The organism is Streptomyces sp. NPDC046859 (assembly GCF_040645135.1).
Classification (GTDB): domain Bacteria; phylum Actinomycetota; class Actinomycetes; order Streptomycetales; family Streptomycetaceae; genus Streptomyces.
Window position 1 is genome coordinate 17941 of the sequence record NZ_JBEYXR010000039.1, and the last position, 17938, is coordinate 35878.

Genomic DNA, 17938 nt, shown 5'->3' on the forward strand with positions numbered 1-17938 from the left:
CCTCCTCCCCCGGCAGTGGGCGTGATGCCTGAGGGCAGTCTCGCCCACAATTGCACGTCGGCGAGGGTGAGTTCGCCACCCAGCAGCTTCTCCCGGAAACCGAGCCGCCGCTCCAGCACGTCCAGCGCGCGCAGAGGATCGGCCAGAGTGATGTCACGTGCCGCCGGGTCGCCACCGTACTTATCGGCGCGCTGGGCGGTTGCGGTGATGCCCTGCTCGCGGAGCCGGCCGACGGCCTCGATCGCCTCCTCGGCGCCACGCGGGTGGAGATCAGGGCCATTGCCACCGAACTTCCGGGCTGGGTCCCTCAGGATGTCGGGAGTGTGGGTGCTGACGATCCTGCCGGTCCAGTCATCGCTGAGGGCATAGGACGGCGACGGCGCGCGACAGCTTCGACGCGGCCGAAACGCGGTAGGTGCGCGTGAGGGGCGGGTGTGGGCGGGGCGGGGCCACAGCAGTGGCGGCGGCCATACGACGACTCGGACAGCGTCGCTGCCGAGGTCCAGCGCAGCCCCTTCCATCACCGGTGCGGTCAGGCCGCGTGGCCGATCTCGCAGCCGGCGAGCAGTGCGCGGACCGCCTCGATGGCGGCGCCTCAGCGAGGAGTCCGCACCATGCCCGGGGCGCGCTGAGCCGTACCGGAGAAACAGCGGGCAGGCCCTCGACCGTGGTCAGCCCCTCGGGGTGCTGGCCGCCGGACACGGCGAGCAGGGCGGCGCCCAGTCCGGCGCAGGCCGCGTCCGGGACGCCCGCGAGATATCCGGCCTCGGCGACGACGGTGGCCTGGGTGTGGTCGGCGGCCAGCGCGGCAAGGGCGCGGCGGCGGATGACACACGGTTCGTTGATGGCGACCAGCGGCAGCGGGGCGGGGGCGACGGGCGGCTTCCAGCCGGGAGCGGCGTACCAGCGCAGAGGCAGTCCGTCCACGGGGGTACCGGCCGCGGCGGTCGCCTCGGTGACGTAGACGGCGAGGTCGAGCTCGCCGCGGTCGACCGCGTCCGTCAGTCGCGCCGAGCGGTCGATCCGGAACCGGATCTCGGCGCCCGGCCGCACCTCCCGTACCGCCTCGGTGAGCACCGGGAGGATCTGGTCGGCGCCGTGCTCGGTGACGCCGACGACGGCGGTCTCGGCGCCTGGGCCGTCCTCGCCCAGCAGCCTGCGCACGCCCGCGTCATGCGTTCCGACGATCAGCCGAGCCTCCTGAAGCAGCTGGGCGCCATGGGCTGTGAACCGGGTCTTGCGGCCGTCGCGTTCGACGACCGGGCAGCCGGGCGAACGTCGCCCCACAGCTGCCCTCGCCGTCCGATGTGTGGGGCGAGGTGCGCGATGCCTGGGTCCAAGGCACTCTGCTCGGCTACATCTGGACCAGCATCTCGCGTGGTCTGCTCGGCTTCCTGCTGGCGCTCGTCATCGGTACGCCGCTCGGCCTGCTGGTCGCCCGGGTGGCGTTCGTCCGGGCGGCCATCGGCCCCATCCTGTCCGGCCTGCAGTCGCTGCCGTCGGTGGCTTGGGTGCCGCCCGCGGTGATCTGGCTGGGCCTGAACGACTCGATGATGTACGCCGTGATCCTGCTCGGCGCGGTCCCGTCCATCGCCAACGGCCTCGTCGCGGGCATCGACCAGATCCCGCCGCTGTTCCTGCGGGCCGGCCGGACGATGGGCGCGACCGGCCTGCGCGAGGCGCGGCACATCGTGATGCCGGGGGCACTACCCGGCTATCTGGCGGGGCTCAAGCAGGGCTGGGCGTTCTCCTGGCGGTCTCTGATGGCCGCCGAGATCATCGCCTCCTCGCCCGATCTGGGCGTCGGTCTGGGCTAGTGCCGCGTCAGGCAACGTTTGCGACGTTGGTCGTTGCCGCGCCCCCGAACGGCGGACATATCGACGGGGAACATAGCCCCGAGGTGCCGGGAGCGGACAGGGCAAACGTTGCCTGACATGGCACTAGTTGCTGGAGAACGGGCGGAACAACTCCAGCATGTCGCAGGTGTTCCTGGCCATCTTCCTGGCCCTGCTCGTCGGCATCGCCATCGACCTGCTGATCTTCAGCCCGCTGGAGCGGTGGGTGCTGCACAGCCGCGGCCTGCTGGTCACCCGCTGAGCGAAGGGATCCCGAGCGACACGGAGTGTGCGCCCGACCCGTCAGCCACGCGCACACGGCACCGGCCCGCACAAGCGTCATAGCCGCACAGCGAGCCGGTGCTGTCGTGTGCGGAGGGGGCGGGCCCTGCCCGCGTTTGGGGCGCGTAGGGAGATTCAGCTTTGCGAAATCTCGCGCTGATCGCTTCGTCGGCTTTCCTGGGCCGTAGACCGCGGCGCTGGCAGATCTCCCCGCCTGTTCGACGAACCCCCAGTTCAGGCGGGCATCTGGTGCTGTGTCAGGTGGCGCAACACTCCAGCAACACCGCTTTCCCTACCAGATAGGTATGGTCCGAAACATGTCATCCGCCGACCGCATCCGAGACCACGCCGGCCAGGGCGCGACCATCGTCGCCGCCCACCGTGCGCGGCGGCGGCTGCGTGCGGACAGGGCTCGCCAGCTCGCCGACCTGCTCCGCCACCAGCTCCTGGCCGGGGAATTCCCGGACGGCGCGCTTCCTCACGAGACGACCCTCGCCACGGACTACAGCGCCTCGCGCAACACCGTTCGCCAGGCCCTCGACCTCCTGCGCGCCGAGGGCCTGGTGGAACGCCTCCCCGGCGTCGGCACGGTCGTCGTGGCCCAGAAGTACTCCCACGGACTCGACCGCCTGATGGGCCTCGCAGAAATCCTGCGCGAACACGGCCATGTCACCAACGAGGTCCGCACCGTGGGCCCCGTCCCCGCCCCGTCCCCGGTGGCCGATCGCCTGCACGTCCCACCCGGCACCGACGTCCTCTACATCGAACGTCTGCGCCAGCTGAACGGCCTCCCCCTGTCCCTCGACCTCACGTACATCCCCCTCGACGTCGGCACCGCCCTGCTCGGCGAGGACCTGGAGAACACGGACATCTTCCGGCTCCTGGAGACGCTCACCGGCCAGCATCTCGGTCACGCCGAGATCAGCCTGGAGGCGGTGAACGCGGACGTCCACTCCGCCGCCGTACTGCAGGCACCGCGCGGTGCGGCCGTCCTGATGCTGGAACGTCTCACGTACCTCGCCGACGGACGTCCCGTCGACCTGGAATTTATCCGCTTCCGCGGCGACCGCATCTCGATGAGCGGTCTGCTGCACCGGTCGCTGTAAACACCCCGCTCGCGCACATTCTTGGAGACAGCCATGCCCTTGGCACCCCAGCGGGCCGACGTGCCCGTGACCATCGACGAGTCGAAGTGCATCAACGGCTGCACGCTCTGCGTGGACATGTGCCCGCTGGACTCCCTCGCCATCGACGACAGCAGCGGCAAGGCGTACATGCACGTCGACGAGTGCTGGTACTGCGGCCCGTGCGCGGCCCGCTGTCCCACCGGAGCCGTGACGGTGAACATGCCCTACCTGCTCCGGTGAGAGGCCGAACTCCCATGAAACGTAAAGCACTTGCCGCCGCCTCCGCCCTGCTCCTCGCGCCGCTCACCGCCTGCGGCGGCAACGCGGCAGCCGGCGGTGACGGCTCCACCGTCACGGTCACCGTCGGCTACCAGTCCAAGACCATCAACACCGTCACCGCGGGAACGCTCCTGCGCTCCCTCGGCTACTTCGAGAAGCAGCTGAACTCCCTCGGCGACGGCCGCACCTACAAGGTCGACTGGCAGGACTACGCCACCGGCGCCCCCATCACCGCCCAGATGACCGCCGGGAAGATCGACATCGGCTCGATGGGCGACTTCCCGCTGCTCATCAACGCCGCCCGCGGCAAGCAGCTGAACCGCCCCACCCACCTGGTCTCCGTCACCGGCTACAACCTCCGCGGCGGCCTCAACACCATCGTCACCGCCCCCGGCTCCAAGCTCACCTCCCTGAAGGACCTCAAGGGCAAGAAGGTCTCCACGAGCGTCGGCTCCGCCGCCGACGGCACCCTCGTACGGGCCCTGCAACGCGCCGGCATCGACCCGAACGACGGCATCGAGAAGCTCAACCAGCAGCCCGCCGTGGGCGCGTCGGCCCTGACCGCGGGCAGCGCGGACGCCCTCTCGCAGTTCGTCGCCTGGCCCGGCCTGCTCACCTACCAGGGCAGGGCGAAGGCCCTCTACGACGGCGCCCAGCTCAACCTGCCCACCTTCCACGGCGTCACCGCCCGCCAGGACTTCGCCAAGAACAGCCCGGCCGTCCTGGATGCCTTCCTCAAGGCCCAGGCGCAGGCCACCGACTACCTCAACGCGCACCCCGTGGCCGCCGCCGAGAAGGTCGCGAAAGCCACCGGTCTGCCCGCCGAGGTCGTCTACCTCTACAACGGCGCGCACGGCATCTCCACCTTCGACCCGGCAGTCAAGCCGCAGCTGATCTCCGCCCTCAAGCAGGACGTGTCGGTCCTGAAGGCGGCCAAGCTGACCGGCGACATCGACGTGGACTCCTTCGTCGACGACCAGTACGTGAAGAAGGCCCTCGGCGCCTCGTACGCCAAGCAGCTCGCCGCCAAGCCCCCGGCCTCCACGAGCGAGGTCTGGCCGAAGAGCGCCGAGGAGACCAAGGCCTTCAAGTCCCCGGCGGAGCTCCTGGGGTACGTGGCCGCCCACCGCGACGGCATCCGCGCCGCCTACGTGCCCGACGCCACCACCGGCACCCTCTGGTTCGCCGACAAGGCGGTCTGGGTCGCCGACGGCGACAGGCTCCTGCCCTTCGTCGCCCCGGCGACCGCGCAGGCGTACGTCTCCGCGCACGGCGACGCCCGCGTCATCACCTACGCCGACGCCCTGGAGCGTGCCGCATGAGCCGGCCCGCGCCGCGAGTGGGACGGTACCGGCGGCCGCTCCCGCCGATCGGTCGGTATGCGCTGCGGGTGGCCGCCCTCGCGGCCGCCCTCGGCCTCTGGCAGGCGCTGACCAGCCTGGACGTCGACCTGTGGCTGCGCTTCTCGCAGTTCCCCACGGTCACTGACGTGGCCCACGCCTTCGCCGACCGCCTCTTTGGGGCGGACTACTGGACGGACCTCACAGCCAGCCTGACCCGCATCGTCACCGGCTTCCTGCTGGCGGCGGCGCTGGGCGTGGCAGGGGGCGTGCTCGTGGCGCGCTCCCGGCTGGCCGAGGACCTGCTGGGCCCGCTGCTGGAGGTGGTCCGCCCGATACCGGCAATCGCCCTGGTGCCTGTCGCGATCCTCCTCTTCCCCTCCAACGAACAGGGCATCGTCTTCATCACCTTCACCGCGGCCTTCTTCCCAGTCCTGGTCTCCACACGGCACTCCGTCCGGGCGCTCACCCCCGTGTGGGAGGAGGCCGTGCTCACGATGGGCGGCGGGCGCTGGCGGATCCTCGGATCGGTCGTCCTGCCGGGCGCGCTGCCCGGCATCCTCGGCGGCCTGTCGGTCGGAATCGGCGTCTCGTGGATCTGCGTGATCTCCGCCGAGATGATCTCGGGCCAGTACGGCGTCGGGTACCGCACCTGGCAGGACTACACGATCGTCAACTACCCCGGTGTCTTCGTAGGCATGGTCACGATCGGCGTCCTCGGCTGGCTCACCTCCACGACCGTCGAGCTGTTGGGCCGTCGCCTGACGCGCTGGCTGCCCCGCACGTCGTACATCCCCGGAACCCGGCCGACGGCACCGCGTGCGCTCGCGCCCGCCAGGCCGGCTCCCGCCGCCGTACGCACCGAACAGCCCTCCGACACCCAGGAGGCACGCGATGAGCACCTCGTCTGACACCAAGCCCCAACTCCGTACGGTGGACCGGACGCCGTCGTCCCCTCGCGGCACCCGGCTCATCCTCCACGCCGCCACGCTCGGCCGCCCCGACGCGCCTGTTCTGGCCGACGTCGAGCTGGACATCGCGCGGGGTGAGATCCTCACCGTCGTCGGACCCTCCGGATGCGGCAAGTCGACCCTGCTGCGCACCCTGGCGGGTCTGCTGCCCTCGCTCGCCGGGGAGATCAGCCAGGACGGACAGCCCCTGGCCGGTCCCTCGGCCGAACGCGCCCTGATCTTCCAGGAGGACGCCCTCCTGCCCTGGCGCACCCTGCGCGCCAACGTCGAACTCCCGCTCGCCATCCGCCGCGTCCCGCGCTCCGAGCGCCGCGTCCAGGCAGAGGAGTGGCTGTCCCGGGTCGGACTCGTCGACCACGCCCGGCAGTTGCCCCACCGTGTCTCCGGCGGGCAGCGCCAGCGGGCCCAGTTGGCCCGCGCCCTGGCCGGGCGTCCGCGCGTCATCCTCATGGACGAACCGTTCGGCGCACTCGACGCCCAGACCCGGGCCGGCATGCAGGACCTGCTGGTGGAGGTCCTGCACGGCATGGGAGCGACCGTCGTCTTCGTCACCCACGACGTGGACGAGGCCCTGTTCCTCGGCGACCGCGTCGCCCTCCTCGGCGCCGGCCGCCTGCTCGCCGTACGGGACGTACCGCGCCCGCGCGACCGCACGGCCCTCGACGACCCGGCCCGCGTGGCCCTGCGCCGCGACGTCCTCACCTCGCTCGGCACGTGAAAGGCACCCAGGTGAACCCCCTCGCGAACACTCCCTCGCAGTCCCTGAGGATCCCCGCTCTCACCGACGCCGAGGAACTGGTCTGCGACGTCCTCGTCATCGGCGGCGGCACAGCCGGCACCATGGCGGCCCTGACCGCCGCCGAGCACGGCGCGAACGTCCTCCTCCTGGAGAAGGCCCACGTCCGCCACTCCGGCGCGCTCGCCATGGGCATGGACGGCGTCAACAACGCCGTCATCCCCGGCCGCGCCGAACCCGACGACTACGTAGCCGAGATCACCCGCGCCAACGACGGCATCGTCGACCAGTCCACCGTCCGCCAGACCGCCACCCGCGGCTTCGCCATGGTGCAGCGCCTGGAGTCGTACGGCGTGAAGTTCGAGAAGGACGAGCACGGCGAGTACGCGGTCCGTCAGGTACACCGGTCCGGCTCCTATGTGCTGCCGATGCCGGAGGGCAAGGACGTCAAGAAGGTCCTGTACCGGCAGCTGCGGCGGCGCGAGATGCGCGAGCGGATCCGCATCGAGAACCGGGTTATGCCGGTGCGGGTCCTGACGGCGGGCGAGGGCGAGGACCGGCGGGCGGTGGGGGCGGTCGGCTTCAACACCCGCACGGGCGCGTTCGTGGTGGTGCGCGCGGGCGCCGTGATCCTGGCGACCGGCGCCTGCGGCCGCCTCGGCCTGCCCGCCTCCGGCTACCTCTACGGCACCTATGAGAACCCCACCAACGCCGGCGACGGCTACGCCATGGCCTACCACGCCGGCGCCGAGCTCACCGGCATCGAGTGCTTTCAGATCAACCCGCTGATCAAGGACTACAACGGCCCGGCCTGCGCCTACGTCGCCAATCCCTTCGGTGGCTACCAGGTCAACCGGCACGGCGAACGCTTCGTCGACTCCGACTACTGGTCGGGCCAGATGATGGCCGAGTTCGCGGCCGAGATTGCGAGCGATCGGGGCCCGGTCTACCTGAAGCTGAGCCACCTTCCAGAGGAGTCGATCGCGGCGCTGGAGTCGATCCTGCACTCGACCGAGCGCCCGACGCGCGGCACGTTCCATGCCGGCCGGGGCCACGACTACCGCACCCATGACGTCGAGATGCACATCTCGGAAATCGGCCTGTGCGGCGGCCATTCGGCCTCGGGCGTCCGCGTGGACGACCACGCCCGTACGACCGTGCCGCGGCTGTACGCCGCCGGCGACCTAGCCTGCGTCCCGCACAACTACATGATCGGCGCGTTCGTCTTCGGTGACCTGGCCGGGGCGGACGCGTCCCAGTACCAGGCCTACGATGGCGAGTTGCAGCAGGACCAGCTGTGCGAGGCGCACGAGCTGATCTACCGTCCGCTGCGCAACCCGGACGGCCCGCCGCAGCCCCAGGTCGAGTACAAACTGCGCCGCTTCGTGAACGACTACGTCGCCCCGCCGAAGTCCGGCGCCCGTCTCTCCCTGGCCCTGGAGGCCTTCGAGCGGATGCACGAAGACATCGCCGCGATGGGCGCCCGGACCCCGCACGAACTGATGCGCTGCGCCGAGGTCACCTTCATCCGCGACTGCGCGGAGATGGCCGCACGCGCCTCCCTGGCCCGCACCGAGTCCCGCTGGGGCCTCTACCACGACCGACTGGACCACCCCCGGCGCGACGACGACTCCTGGTTCCACCACCTCGATCTGCACAAGTCCCCCTCCGGTTCGATGCAGTTCACGGCCCGTCCCGTCGCTCCCTATCTGGTTCCCGTCGACGAGTTCACGCCGGTGGGCGGACCGTCCCGGCACATCGGCGGGGTCCACGCCGAGAACGTGGCCACCGCCGGGTCCCGGGACGTGGCGCCGGTCGCCACGGGGCCGACCTCCGCACGTGTCGCCGGGCCGGTCGACCACGGCTCTGGCGAGACCGCCTCGCCCCGGCTCCTGGAGCTGCTGGAACTGGCCGATGAGCAGCCGGAACTCGCAGCGATCGAGCCCTACCTGACCGACTTCGACGCCGCCGTGCGGCGCACCGCGGTCTCGGTCCTCACCGAGACGGTGCCGCCCGGCACCGGGCAGGCCCTGGCCGGCGCCCTCGGCGACCCCGACGCCGAAGTGCGTGCAACCGCCGCGGCCTCGCTGCGCGAGCTGGTCGAGGCCCTCCCGCCCGAACCCGCCCTGGGTGCCGCCCTCACCGCCGCGGTCGCCGAGGCCGACCCGGTGGTCCGCGCCGCCGCCCTCGACGTATTGCGCGCCCTGCGCCTAGGTGACGCCGGCGTGTTCGCCGGGGCACTGGACGATCCCGACATCGCCGTCCGTATCGAAGCTGTTCGCGCGCTCGTCTCGGTCGACGCGGTCGAACCGCTGTCCGCTGCGGCGGCCGACCCCTCCCGCGAGGTCCGCGTCACCGTGGCCAAGGCACTGGCCGCCGTCGGCTCGGCGGCCCTTGCCGCGAGGGGCCGGGAGCTGCTCACCGGCACCCTGGGCCAACTCAGCGAGGACAGCGACCCCCTAGTCCGCGGTGCCGCGCTCGGCGCGCTGGCCACCGTCGGCTGCCCGGCCCCGCTCGCCGCGCGTGCCGTGGCCGCGCTGGCCGACCCGGCGTGGCAGGTCCGGGCCGGTGCCGCCACCGCCCTGTCCGCCGCGCCCGCCGACACGGCCGTGTCCGCCCTCGCCAAGGCGCTCGCCGACCCCAACGCCGACGTACGCAAGGCGGCGGTGCTCGCCCTGACCCGGCACAACGGCACAGCGGAGGCCCGGGCGGCCCTCGCCACGGTCACCTCGGACCCGGACGCGGACGTCAGGGCGTACGCGGCCCGGGGGCTGTGACCGCGATCTGCCGTGCGGCCAGGAGGCGTCCCGTGTTCTGCAGAACGTACCGCCACGTTCCTGCCGAGCGTGATCCCCGCCTCGTCGGCCGACCGGGTGTGGATGCCGGAGAAGACCCGGGCGTCGACGTTCTCGTCCGAGAGCTGCTTCCAGGCGGTGTAGGTCCGGGTGACGCCCGGCGCGGTGGGGCTGGTCAGTACGAACGGGGCGGTACGTCGGCCTGCGAGCGCCGACAGCACGGTCTGCGCGGCGCCCGCGTACGAGTGTGGCCGCTCGGGTAGTCCGGATGCGCAGCGGCGGTCTCGGTCAGGGATTTGTCCAGGCCTCGGGGTCCTCCGCGAGGCTCAGGACCTCGTCGGGCAGCTTGGCCGCGGCCACGTGGGCCAGGGTTACCTCACCGAGGATCTTGCGCACGTTGGCGCGTACGGCGATCCACGGCTGCAGCAGCGACTCCGCGGGACCGCAGTGGGAGAGCTCGGGTGGGGCGCACTCCCCGCACCGAGACCAGGGGGCCGTCCGCGACGCGGATGACGTCGGCGATGGCGATCGACTCCGCCGGGCGGGCGAGCCGGTAGCCGCCCTTGCCGCCCCGCTGGCTGACCACAAGACCGCCCCCGGCGCATGTCGCCGAGGATGCCCTCCAGGAATTTGTGCGGGATGCCCTGAGCCGCGGCGATCGCCTCGGCCTTGAGTGAGGCTTCGCTCCCTGCTGCGGCCAACTCCAGTGCCGCCCGCACCGCATAGTCCGCCCGCGCCGAGATCCGCATGCCGCGGTTATCCATCACCGTCGTGTCGGCCCCCGCACCGGTCGCCCCCGGGTCAGGCGGGAAGGGCGAAGGGTGGGTGCGCACCGTTGAGGAAGTAGTCGCCCACCTCGCGCAGTCTGTGGGCGACCGGCTCGCGCAGGGTGTGTGTCCGGGCGTTGCGCCAGAAGCGGTCGAAGCCGTGCCGCGCGGAGGCGGCGTCGGCGCCGATGACGTCCAGGGCACGGGTGGTGACTCCTGCGCAGCCCGGGAGGCGGCAGACTCGGCCACGCTCGCGAGGACGGCGATCTCCGCGCACTCCTCGTCGTCGAGATCCTCCCTCTGTACGAGGCCGCGCTCCAGGGCGTCCACCGCCTGCTCGGCCAGGGCGGACGCGGCACGGGCGACGACGGTGAGCTCGCCGTACACGGTCAGCGCGTGCGGATCCTGCGGCGGGCTGTCCGGCCAGGGCTGAGGCGAGAAGGGCTGCCAGGGGGACCTCAGGCCCCGTCCGCACTCGCAAACCTCGGCCAGCAGGCCCTCTGCCACGCCAAGACAGAACTGGACGGAGACCAAACGCGCGGTCGGCGCGGCCAGAGAAGCGAAGGGTGACAGGATGCCCTCGTCCGGCGAGAGGGAGCCGAGCACATCGTCGGCCGCGACCGGCACGGAGTCGAACTCCACGCCGCCACCGGCCGCCAGCCGCTGGCCGAAGGCGTCCCCGCTGCTGCCGCCCACGACGTCCGAGCGGGCGGGGTCGACCACGACGGCCAACGGCTCACCGGTGCCGTACTTGGCGGCCCGAACCACCAGCCGGTCGGCGATCCCGGCTCCGGTGGCGTACCTCTGGTCGCCGTTGAGCAGACAGCCGCCCGAGATGGGGGTCAGGATGAGTGGTGGTTCATGTGAGGCGATACCGCCTCCCCAGCACCACTGCCCCGCCGTCGACTCCCGCTCGATGCGGGCGGCACGGGTGCGGTCGGCGAAGAACCGGCGCTGCAGGACAGGAAGTAGTGGTTGCCCAGCAGGTGACCGATGGCTCCGTCAGCCGCGGCACGGTCCGGATGACCGCGTAGGCCGTGAGCCAGTCCCCACCGCCTCCCCCGAGTTCGGCCGGTGCCGGCAGTGTCAGCAGTCCCGACTCGCGCAACCGCGCCACCTCATCGACCGGTGCCTTGCCGGCCTGTTCGCGCTCGACCGCGTCCGTGGCCAGGTCGTCCGCCATCTCACGGGCTATGCGCAGCCAGTCGGCCTGCCCGGCTCCCGCGTCGGTCACCTCGCCCGCCGTCACCGTCATGTCCTCGCCCGCTTCATGCGGCTGCGGCTGTCGCTACAGCCCAGTGCTGTGGTCATGGCGTCTTCGTTCAGGGGACCGAGGACGACGCGGTGACCTGCGAGGCAGCATGGGAGTGCAGCGGTGCACGGTGACGCGTCGACTTCATCATCCTCACCCTCCTCCTCGACCACCGTCCATACTCCCTAGTAATTTGATAGGAAAATTAGGAATGCTGGGGTGTTCCGGCTGATTCACGCCCGCGGATGGCGAGTTCGCGACCCGGAGTCCGACAGTTCGTCGAATTCTGGGCGCGGAAGGATGTGTTCGGCGTCGCGGAGGACGGCCTCGCGGGCGAACTTGGCGAAGCTCGGCGGCGACGGCGACCGCCTCGGCGTCGTCGGCGATCACCTGGGTCATCACGCGCTCTCGGCACCAGCGAAGGGGACCTGGGCGGCGGGGGCCACCGGCTGCCCGTACGGGTGCCGCCACAGACCCTGCGCCTGAAGCTTCGGCAGCACGCCCTCGCCGAACCAGTACGCCTCCTCAAGATGCGGATACCCGGAGAAGATGAATTCCTCGATGCCCAGCGCGGCGTACTCCTTGATCCGCTCGGCGACCTCGGTGTGACTGCCGACCAGGGCGGTCCCCGCCCCGCCCCGCACCAACCCGATGCCCGCCCACAGGTTGGGGTGGATCTCCAGCCCGTCCCGGCTCCCACCCCTGTGCAGGGTAAGCATCCGCTGCTGTCCCTCCGACTCACTGCGGGCAAGCCCGGCCTGCACCTGCCGCACAGTCTCCGCGTCGAAGCCCGCCAGCAGCCGCTCCGCCTCGGCCCAGGCCTGCTCGGAGGTGTCGCGGGTGATGACGTGCAGCCGGATGCCGAAGCGGAGGGTACGGCCCTGCCGGGCGGCCAGCTCCCGGATCCAGGCGATCTTCTCGGCAACGGCGGCGGGCGGCTCGCCCCAGGTGAGATAGACGTCGACGTGCCTGGCGGCGACTTCTCCGGCGATGGGTGAGGAGCCCCCGAAGTACACCTCGGGTACCGGGTCGGGCACCCGGGCGAGCTTCGCGTCCTCGACCCGGAGGTGCTCGCCGGACAGGTCGACGGTCTTGCCCTCCCACAACCCCCGCACGATCTCCAGGAATTCGCCGGTACGGCGGTACCGCGCGTCCTTGTCCAGGAAGTCGCCGTAGGCCCGCTGTTCGTGGCTCTCGCCACCGGTGACGACGTTGAGCAGGAGCCGTCCGCCGGTCTGCCGCTGGAAGGTGGAGGCCATCTGCGCCGCGAGCGTCGGCGAGACGAAGCCGGGGCGGAAGGCGACGAGGAACTTCAGGCGCTCGGTGTTCTGGCTGACCATGGCGGTGGTCAGCCACGCGTCCTCGCACCAGGCGCCGGTCGGGGTGAGCGCCCCGACGAAGCCCAGATCTTCGGCGGCGCGGGCGATCTGGCTCAGGTAGGCGACCGTCGGCGGCCGGTCGCGCCCGGACTCCGTGGCGGGGGTGCCGTGGCCGCCGCCGACTACGTGGCGGCTGTCGCCGTTGGTGGGCAGGAACCAGTGGAAGGTGAGGGACACGTGGGGGCTCCGATCGGATTTCGTCAGCGTTCGTCAGAGGAGGCCGTGCCGGGGCGGCTTGGTGCCGTTGAGGACGAAACGGCCGATGTGCTGGACCTTCCAGCGTGACGGGTCGTGCAGGGTGTGGGTGCGCGCGTCGCGCCAATGGCGGTGCAGGCCCAGGGAGTCGAGTGCCGAGCGGGTGCCGGAGACCTCGAACAGGGCGCTGGCGACCTCCACGGCGGCCTCGGCCGCCGCCACTTTCGCGGTGGCCACCGCGATCGAGGCCTCGGCGGCCGAGTCGTCGGTCAGGTCGGCGCGGGCGTCGTCGACCGCGCGGGCGGCCTCGCGAAGCAACGCTTGGGCAGCCCGTTGTCTGATCGCCAGTTCGCCGAACCGCTGGATCAGCAGCGGATCCTCCGCGGCGGTCGCGTGCCCTTCGGCGGCGCTCTCGAACCAGGGGCGGCTCTTGGAGCGGACGAACTCCACCGCCTCGGCCAGCGCCCCGGTGGCGATCCCGGTGTCGATGGCCGCGTGCATCAACTGAGCTACGGCGCCGTGGAGTTGAGGGCCTTGGAAGGTGAGGTGGTGCGGCACGACGCGGTCGGCGGGCACGGGCACCGACTCCAGGCGGACGGTTCCGCTGGCGGTGGTGCGCTGTCCCATGCCGTCCCAGTCGTCCACGACCGTGAGGCCGGGCGCGTCGCGCGGCACGTACGCCACCTGCAGGGTGTCGTCCTCGGTGCGGGTGAGGACGGGGATCCAGTGGGCGAACAGCGCGCCGGTGGAGTAGTGCTTGACGCCGTCTAGTACGTACGACCCGTCCGGGAGCCGGGCGAGGCGGGTGCGGATGTCCTGGACGTGCTGGGTGCCCGCCTCGGACTGGGCGTTGCCGAACCGCTTGCCGGCCAGTACCTCGCCGAAGAAGAACTCCTGCTGCTCGTCGGTCCCCTGCCGGCGCAGCACGCCCACGTACACGAAGTGGCTCTGCGGGATCTGGGCCAGGCTGGCGTCGGCGGCGGCAAGCAGCCGGAAGATCTCGGCGAGCGTGTCCGCACGGACGTCCGCGCCGCCGAACCGGGCGGGCACGGTAACGGCGAGCAGCCCGGAGGCGGACAGGCGCTCCAGCTCCGCGTGCGGGAGCCTGCGCCGCGCGTCCCGCTCGGCGGCACCCTTGCGGAAGTCCGCGGCCAGCTCCGCCGCCACGGCAAGGGCCTCGACGTCGTCCGCGATGACGTGCGCGACGCTCATCCGGCGGCCGCCAGCAGCGTCGTCCGGCCGCCCAGCGCGGCCGAGAACTGGTCCGTGACCTGCGCCAGAGCCTCGGCCGATGCCGGCGCGACGGTCAGCGTGCCGTCCTCGCCCACCGTGATGTCCTTGTCGAGCGTGAACCAGCCCGGCGTGATGTGCGCAGGACCCATGGAGGCCAGCACCGGGCGCAGGGCGTAGTCGATGGCCAGGACGTGGGCGGTGGTGCCGCCAGTGGCCAGCGGGAGGACCGTCTTGCCCGCCAGCGCGTACTGCGGGAGCAGGTCGAGCAGGGACTTCAGCAGTCCGGAGTAGGCGGCCTTGTAGACGGGGGTACCGATCACCACCCCGTCCGCCTGCTCAAACAGGGTGGTGGCCCGGACGATCGCCGGGTGAGCGAAGTCGGCGCCGAGCAGCGCCTCGGCGGGGAGCGTACGAACGTCCAGCGGGATCACCTCGTGCCCCTGCGCGATGAGCCGCTCGTCCAGGTGGCGCAGCAGCCGAGCGGTGCGGGAGGTGGCGGAGGGGCTTCCGGAGACGGACAGGATGGTGGCCATGGGAGGACCTTTCGGTTCGTCGTTTCGTGTGCGGGCCGCGGTCAGGCGTGGGCGGCGGCGGGCTCGGACTCGGCTTCCTGTGCCTCCAGTTCGCGCACCAGGGGCAGCACCCGCTTGCCGAAGTACTCGACCTCCTCCAGGTAGTGCAGGAAGCCCAGGAGGAAGAGGTCGACGCCGAGTCGCTTGTAGGCGACGATCCGCTCGGCGATCTGCTCGGGGGTGCCGATCAGACCGGTGCGGAAGCCGTCGTTGTACTGGACGAGGTCCTCGAAGCTCGAGTCCTGCCACATGCCCTTGCTGTCGGCGGTGGACGGACCGGCCTGCTGGACGGCGTCGCGGAAGCCGTGCACGGCCTGCGTGTCGGCCTTGGCGACGATCTCGCGGAGCGTCTCGCGGGCTTCGGCTTCGGTGTCGCGGGCGATGAGGAAGCCGTTGAGGCCGAACTTCGGCGGCGTACGCCCCACTTGGGCGGCGGAAGAACGGACGTCCTGGATCTGTTCGGTGACGCCGTCGAAGTCCTTGCCGTTGGAGAAGTACCAGTCGGAGACGCGGCCGGCCATGGCACGGGCGGCGGTGGAATTGCCGCCCTGGAAGATCTCCGGGTGCGGGCGCTCGGGGGTGTTCAGCGGCTTGGGCTTGAGGGAGAAGTCACGCAACCGGTAGAAGTCACCGGCGAGTTCGGCGTGGTCCTCGGTCCAGATCTTCCGCAGGGCCCGGATGAACTCCTCCGAGCGCCGGTAGCGTTCGTCGTGCTCCAGCCAGGGCTCGCCGAGAGCGGTGAACTCGCCCTTGAACCAGCCGCTGACGACGTTGACGGCGAAGCGGCCGTTCGACAGGTGGTCGGCGGTGGCGCCCAGTTTGGCGAGGACGCCCGGGTGCCACAGGCCGGGATGCACGGCGGCGATGACCTTGAGCCGCTGCGTGGCGAGCAGCAGGGCCAGGCTGAAACTGGTCGACTCGTGCTGGTACTCGGCGCCGTAGCTGGCCATGTAGCGGACCTGGCTGAGCGCGTAGTCGAAGCCGTTGTTCTCGGCGAGGACGGCGAGGTCGCGGTTGTAGTCGTAGCCCCAGTCGGTGCGCTGCTCGATGGTGCTGGTGACGAGGCCACCGCTGACGTTCGGCACCCAGTAGGCGAAGCGGACGGGGTCGGATCCGGGGTGTACGGAGGATGCGGGCATGGGAACTCCTGGCAGGAGAATGCTGCGCGGGCAGGACAAATGAGCTCCGCGGAATTCAGGCACGCTGGAGCGGCGTATCCGGGAAAGCCGTCGTCACGACGGAAACAGGCCGGTACGGGAATCCACGGAAGGAAGTCATACAGGGAGCGGGTGGGAGGGTTTCCCTCGGGTGCGCTCAGGCCCAACAGCGACAGGAAGCGCTAGAAACACGCGCAAGGTCGACGTGGCGTCGCCGCGTGAGGTCCTGTCGCTTCATGCCACCGATGGAATCAGGAGGGAGTCCGGCCGGTCAAGAATGCCCGGATGTGATTCCACATCGTGAGAGTCGGTATTCACGAGGTTGTGACAGGGATTCCCTTGAACCCGGTCCCGGGAGGGGTGAGTCTCTTGTTCGTGCGTATCGAACAGCTCGAATACATCGCTGCCGTCACACGGCTCGGTTCGCTGCGGCGCGCCGCCGAGGAACTGCACCTGTCCCAGCCCGCGCTCAGCGAGACCGTACGCAACCTGGAGCGTGAGCTCGGCGTGGACCTGCTGGAGCGCAAACGGTCCGGGGGCGAAGATCAGCGACGAGGGACGCGAGCTGCTGCCGCACATCATGAGCGTGCTGGACGCGGTCGACCGGCTGCGCGGCGCGGCCGGCGACCAGCACCGCATCAGCCGCATGGTCCGGCTCGGCACGGTCAACACGGCTACCGTGCCGCTGGTCATCCCGACCGTGCGCGAGTTCCGGGCCTCGCACCCGGTCACCCAGGTGGAGTTGGTCGGCGCGCAGCAGGCCGACATCCACCGCGGGCTGTTGGACGGCGCCTTCGACCTGGGGCTGGTGAACTACCTCCGGGGCGACGACATGCCGCCCGGCTTCGAGACGACGGAGTTGCTCTGCGGCAGGCCGGTGGTGTGCGTGCGTCCGGACAATCCGCTGGCGGCCAAGGATGCGGTGGACGCGGACAGTCTCCTGGCCGAGCCGCTGGTCGTGATGAGGTCCGGCTATGTGATGCACCGTTTCGTGCACCGGCTGCTGCGCGGCCGGACTCCGTCCTTCTCGTACTCCACCGACGGCGCGGAGATGGGCAAACTGATGGTGGCGGAGGGGCTGGGGGCCACTGTGCTGCCGGACTTCAGCGTCGTCGGCGACCCGCTGGAACGACGGGGCGCGATCACTGTGCGGCCGCTCGCGGGGGATGCGACCGACGTACTGCTGGTACTGCAGCGCCGCCATTCCGGCTCCGTTCCGCGGGCAGTCCGCGACCTGCACGAGCTCTTCGTGCGCAACGCTCAGGCGTACGGCGCTTCTTCGCGGCGGCTGACGGAGGGGTGATCCTGTGCTCATCGTCATCGGTGGCCTGCCCGGCACCGGCAAGACCACGCTCGCCCGTCTCCTGGCGGCCCGGATCGGTGCGGTGCATCTGCGGGTCGACACTATCGAGCAGGCGATCGTCCGTTCCGGGCTGGCACAGCACCCCGTCGGACCGGCCGGTTACGTCGTTGGATACGCCCTGGCCGAGGAACATCTGCGGCAGGGGCTGACCGTGATCGCGGAGTCGGTCAACCCGCTGCGCATGACGCGTGACGCCTGGCGGGCCACGGCCGTCGGGGCGGGGGTGTCTGTCCTCGAGGTGGAGGTGGTCTGCTCCAACCCGGCCGAGCACCGGCTCCGCGTGACCTCACGGCCCGTCGACATTCCGGACCTGCCGTTGCCGGACTGGCAGCAGGTCGTCGACCGGGAGTACGAGCCGTGGGAACGCAAGCGCGTCGTCGTCGACACCGCGGGACAGAGCCCGCGACAGTCACTGGCTCTGCTCCTCCGCAGCCTGGCATCAGGCTGACCGATACCGGGCGGCTGTGCGAGCGCCCGGCTCGGCCAAGTCGTCACGGTCGTCCGGCGGTTCCTGCACCTCGATGTCGGGATCGAAGTCGAGGCGCTGGGCCGCGAGCGGAGAGCCTCAGCGAAGGACGAACACAGGGCCGTCTCAGCATGGTTGTCTTCACGTGGTGGACTTCACGCAATAAAGTCTTCCGCTGTCGGCGCGGTG

The 17938-nt window shown here is 71.0% G+C and carries 15 protein-coding genes and 4 pseudogenes; 10 read left to right on the forward strand and 9 right to left on the reverse strand.

Annotated elements, in window-relative coordinates:
* Positions 1 to 351 precede the first annotated feature (351 nt).
* The gene (locus ABZ899_RS34160) at positions 352 to 1287 is read right to left on the reverse strand and encodes a LysR substrate-binding domain-containing protein (protein ID WP_361354119.1); all 936 of its coding nucleotides are present in this window, start codon (positions 1285 to 1287) and stop codon (positions 352 to 354) included.
* Here ABZ899_RS34160 and ABZ899_RS34165 point away from each other — a divergent pair.
* From ABZ899_RS34165 to ABZ899_RS34200, 8 genes and pseudogenes are all read left to right on the forward strand, one after another.
* A pseudogene (locus ABZ899_RS34165) lies at positions 1287 to 1814 on the forward strand (ABC transporter permease subunit); the annotation flags it as partial. The gene ABZ899_RS34160 and the pseudogene ABZ899_RS34165 overlap by 1 nt on opposite strands.
* A 130-nt stretch (positions 1815 to 1944) precedes the next feature.
* Positions 1945 to 2097 (forward strand): annotated as a pseudogene (locus ABZ899_RS34170) (ABC transporter permease); the annotation flags it as partial.
* A 337-nt stretch (positions 2098 to 2434) separates the two neighbouring features.
* Complete coding sequence (locus ABZ899_RS34175) at positions 2435 to 3223, forward strand: GntR family transcriptional regulator (protein WP_361354123.1); 789 nt, start codon at positions 2435 to 2437, stop codon at positions 3221 to 3223.
* A gap of 33 nt (positions 3224 to 3256) precedes the next feature.
* Positions 3257 to 3484, forward strand: coding sequence for a ferredoxin family protein (locus ABZ899_RS34180; RefSeq protein WP_361354126.1), 228 nt, complete (start codon positions 3257 to 3259; stop codon positions 3482 to 3484).
* A 14-nt stretch (positions 3485 to 3498) separates the two neighbouring features.
* Positions 3499 to 4845, forward strand: coding sequence for an ABC transporter substrate-binding protein (locus ABZ899_RS34185; RefSeq protein WP_361354129.1), 1347 nt, complete (start codon positions 3499 to 3501; stop codon positions 4843 to 4845).
* A complete protein-coding gene (locus ABZ899_RS34190; protein WP_361354132.1) occupies positions 4842 to 5774 on the forward strand; it encodes an ABC transporter permease in 933 nt (310 codons plus the stop codon). The genes ABZ899_RS34185 and ABZ899_RS34190 overlap by 4 nt, the downstream gene beginning before the upstream one ends.
* Positions 5758 to 6552 carry an ABC transporter ATP-binding protein gene (locus ABZ899_RS34195; RefSeq protein WP_361354135.1) on the forward strand — a complete coding sequence of 265 codons (795 nt, stop codon included), beginning with the start codon at positions 5758 to 5760 and terminating at the stop codon, positions 6550 to 6552. Before ABZ899_RS34190 ends, ABZ899_RS34195 begins: the two co-directional genes overlap by 17 nt.
* Positions 6549 to 9347, forward strand: coding sequence for a fumarate reductase/succinate dehydrogenase flavoprotein subunit (locus ABZ899_RS34200; RefSeq protein WP_361354138.1), 2799 nt, complete (start codon positions 6549 to 6551; stop codon positions 9345 to 9347). The genes ABZ899_RS34195 and ABZ899_RS34200 overlap by 4 nt, the downstream gene beginning before the upstream one ends.
* A 306-nt stretch (positions 9348 to 9653) precedes the next feature.
* Here ABZ899_RS34200 and ABZ899_RS34205 read toward each other — a convergent pair.
* The 8 genes and pseudogenes from ABZ899_RS34205 to ABZ899_RS34240 form a co-directional block, all read right to left on the reverse strand.
* A pseudogene (locus tag ABZ899_RS34205) lies at positions 9654 to 10114 on the reverse strand (Rrf2 family transcriptional regulator).
* A 52-nt stretch (positions 10115 to 10166) separates the two neighbouring features.
* Positions 10167 to 10409 (reverse strand): hypothetical protein, encoded by a 243-nt coding sequence (locus ABZ899_RS34210; protein ID WP_361354202.1) that lies wholly within the window; start codon positions 10407 to 10409, stop codon positions 10167 to 10169.
* A gap of 582 nt (positions 10410 to 10991) precedes the next feature.
* Positions 10992 to 11387, reverse strand: coding sequence for an acyl-CoA dehydrogenase family protein (locus ABZ899_RS34215; protein WP_361354141.1), 396 nt, complete (start codon positions 11385 to 11387; stop codon positions 10992 to 10994).
* Positions 11388 to 11782: 395 nt separating this feature from the next.
* On the reverse strand, positions 11783 to 12940 hold the full coding sequence (locus ABZ899_RS34220; RefSeq protein WP_361354144.1) for an LLM class flavin-dependent oxidoreductase: 1158 nt from the start codon (positions 12938 to 12940) through the stop codon (positions 11783 to 11785).
* A 33-nt stretch (positions 12941 to 12973) separates the two neighbouring features.
* The gene (locus tag ABZ899_RS34225; protein WP_361354147.1) at positions 12974 to 14170 is read right to left on the reverse strand and encodes an SfnB family sulfur acquisition oxidoreductase; all 1197 of its coding nucleotides are present in this window, start codon (positions 14168 to 14170) and stop codon (positions 12974 to 12976) included.
* Positions 14167 to 14724: an NADPH-dependent FMN reductase gene (ssuE, locus tag ABZ899_RS34230; protein ID WP_361354151.1), complete on the reverse strand. Its 558-nt coding sequence runs from the start codon at positions 14722 to 14724 to the stop codon at positions 14167 to 14169. Before ssuE ends, ABZ899_RS34225 begins: the two co-directional genes overlap by 4 nt.
* Positions 14725 to 14765: 41 nt before the next feature.
* Positions 14766 to 15902 (reverse strand): dimethylsulfone monooxygenase SfnG, encoded by a 1137-nt coding sequence (gene sfnG, locus ABZ899_RS34235; RefSeq protein ID WP_361354154.1) that lies wholly within the window; start codon positions 15900 to 15902, stop codon positions 14766 to 14768.
* Between the two features lie 175 nt (positions 15903 to 16077).
* Positions 16078 to 16158 carry a putative leader peptide gene (locus ABZ899_RS34240; protein ID WP_361354199.1) on the reverse strand — a complete coding sequence of 27 codons (81 nt, stop codon included), beginning with the start codon at positions 16156 to 16158 and terminating at the stop codon, positions 16078 to 16080.
* Positions 16159 to 16295: 137 nt separating this feature from the next.
* Between ABZ899_RS34240 and ABZ899_RS34245 the strand changes: the two are divergent.
* A pseudogene (locus ABZ899_RS34245) lies at positions 16296 to 17223 on the forward strand (LysR family transcriptional regulator).
* 4 nt (positions 17224 to 17227) lie between these two features.
* Positions 17228 to 17731, forward strand: coding sequence for an AAA family ATPase (locus ABZ899_RS34250; protein ID WP_361354157.1), 504 nt, complete (start codon positions 17228 to 17230; stop codon positions 17729 to 17731).
* Positions 17732 to 17938: the final 207 nt, after the last annotated feature.

Bases quoted from the DNA above. Each gene is read 5' to 3' on its own strand.
- ABZ899_RS34175 (WP_361354123.1), top strand. From the start codon at position 2,435: ATGTCATCCGCCGACCGCATCCGAGACCACGCCGGCCAGGGCGCGACC.
- ABZ899_RS34180 (WP_361354126.1), top strand. From the start codon at position 3,257: ATGCCCTTGGCACCCCAGCGGGCCGACGTGCCCGTGACCATCGACGAG.
- ABZ899_RS34185 (WP_361354129.1), top strand. From the start codon at position 3,499: ATGAAACGTAAAGCACTTGCCGCCGCCTCCGCCCTGCTCCTCGCGCCG.
- ABZ899_RS34190 (WP_361354132.1), top strand. From the start codon at position 4,842: ATGAGCCGGCCCGCGCCGCGAGTGGGACGGTACCGGCGGCCGCTCCCG.
- ABZ899_RS34195 (WP_361354135.1), top strand. From the start codon at position 5,758: ATGAGCACCTCGTCTGACACCAAGCCCCAACTCCGTACGGTGGACCGG.
- ABZ899_RS34215 (WP_361354141.1), bottom strand. From the start codon at position 11,387: ATGACGGTGACGGCGGGCGAGGTGACCGACGCGGGAGCCGGGCAGGCC.
- ABZ899_RS34225 (WP_361354147.1), bottom strand. From the start codon at position 14,170: ATGAGCGTCGCGCACGTCATCGCGGACGACGTCGAGGCCCTTGCCGTG.
- ssuE (WP_361354151.1), bottom strand. From the start codon at position 14,724: ATGGCCACCATCCTGTCCGTCTCCGGAAGCCCCTCCGCCACCTCCCGC.
- sfnG (WP_361354154.1), bottom strand. From the start codon at position 15,902: ATGCCCGCATCCTCCGTACACCCCGGATCCGACCCCGTCCGCTTCGCC.
- ABZ899_RS34240 (WP_361354199.1), bottom strand. From the start codon at position 16,158: ATGAAGCGACAGGACCTCACGCGGCGACGCCACGTCGACCTTGCGCGT.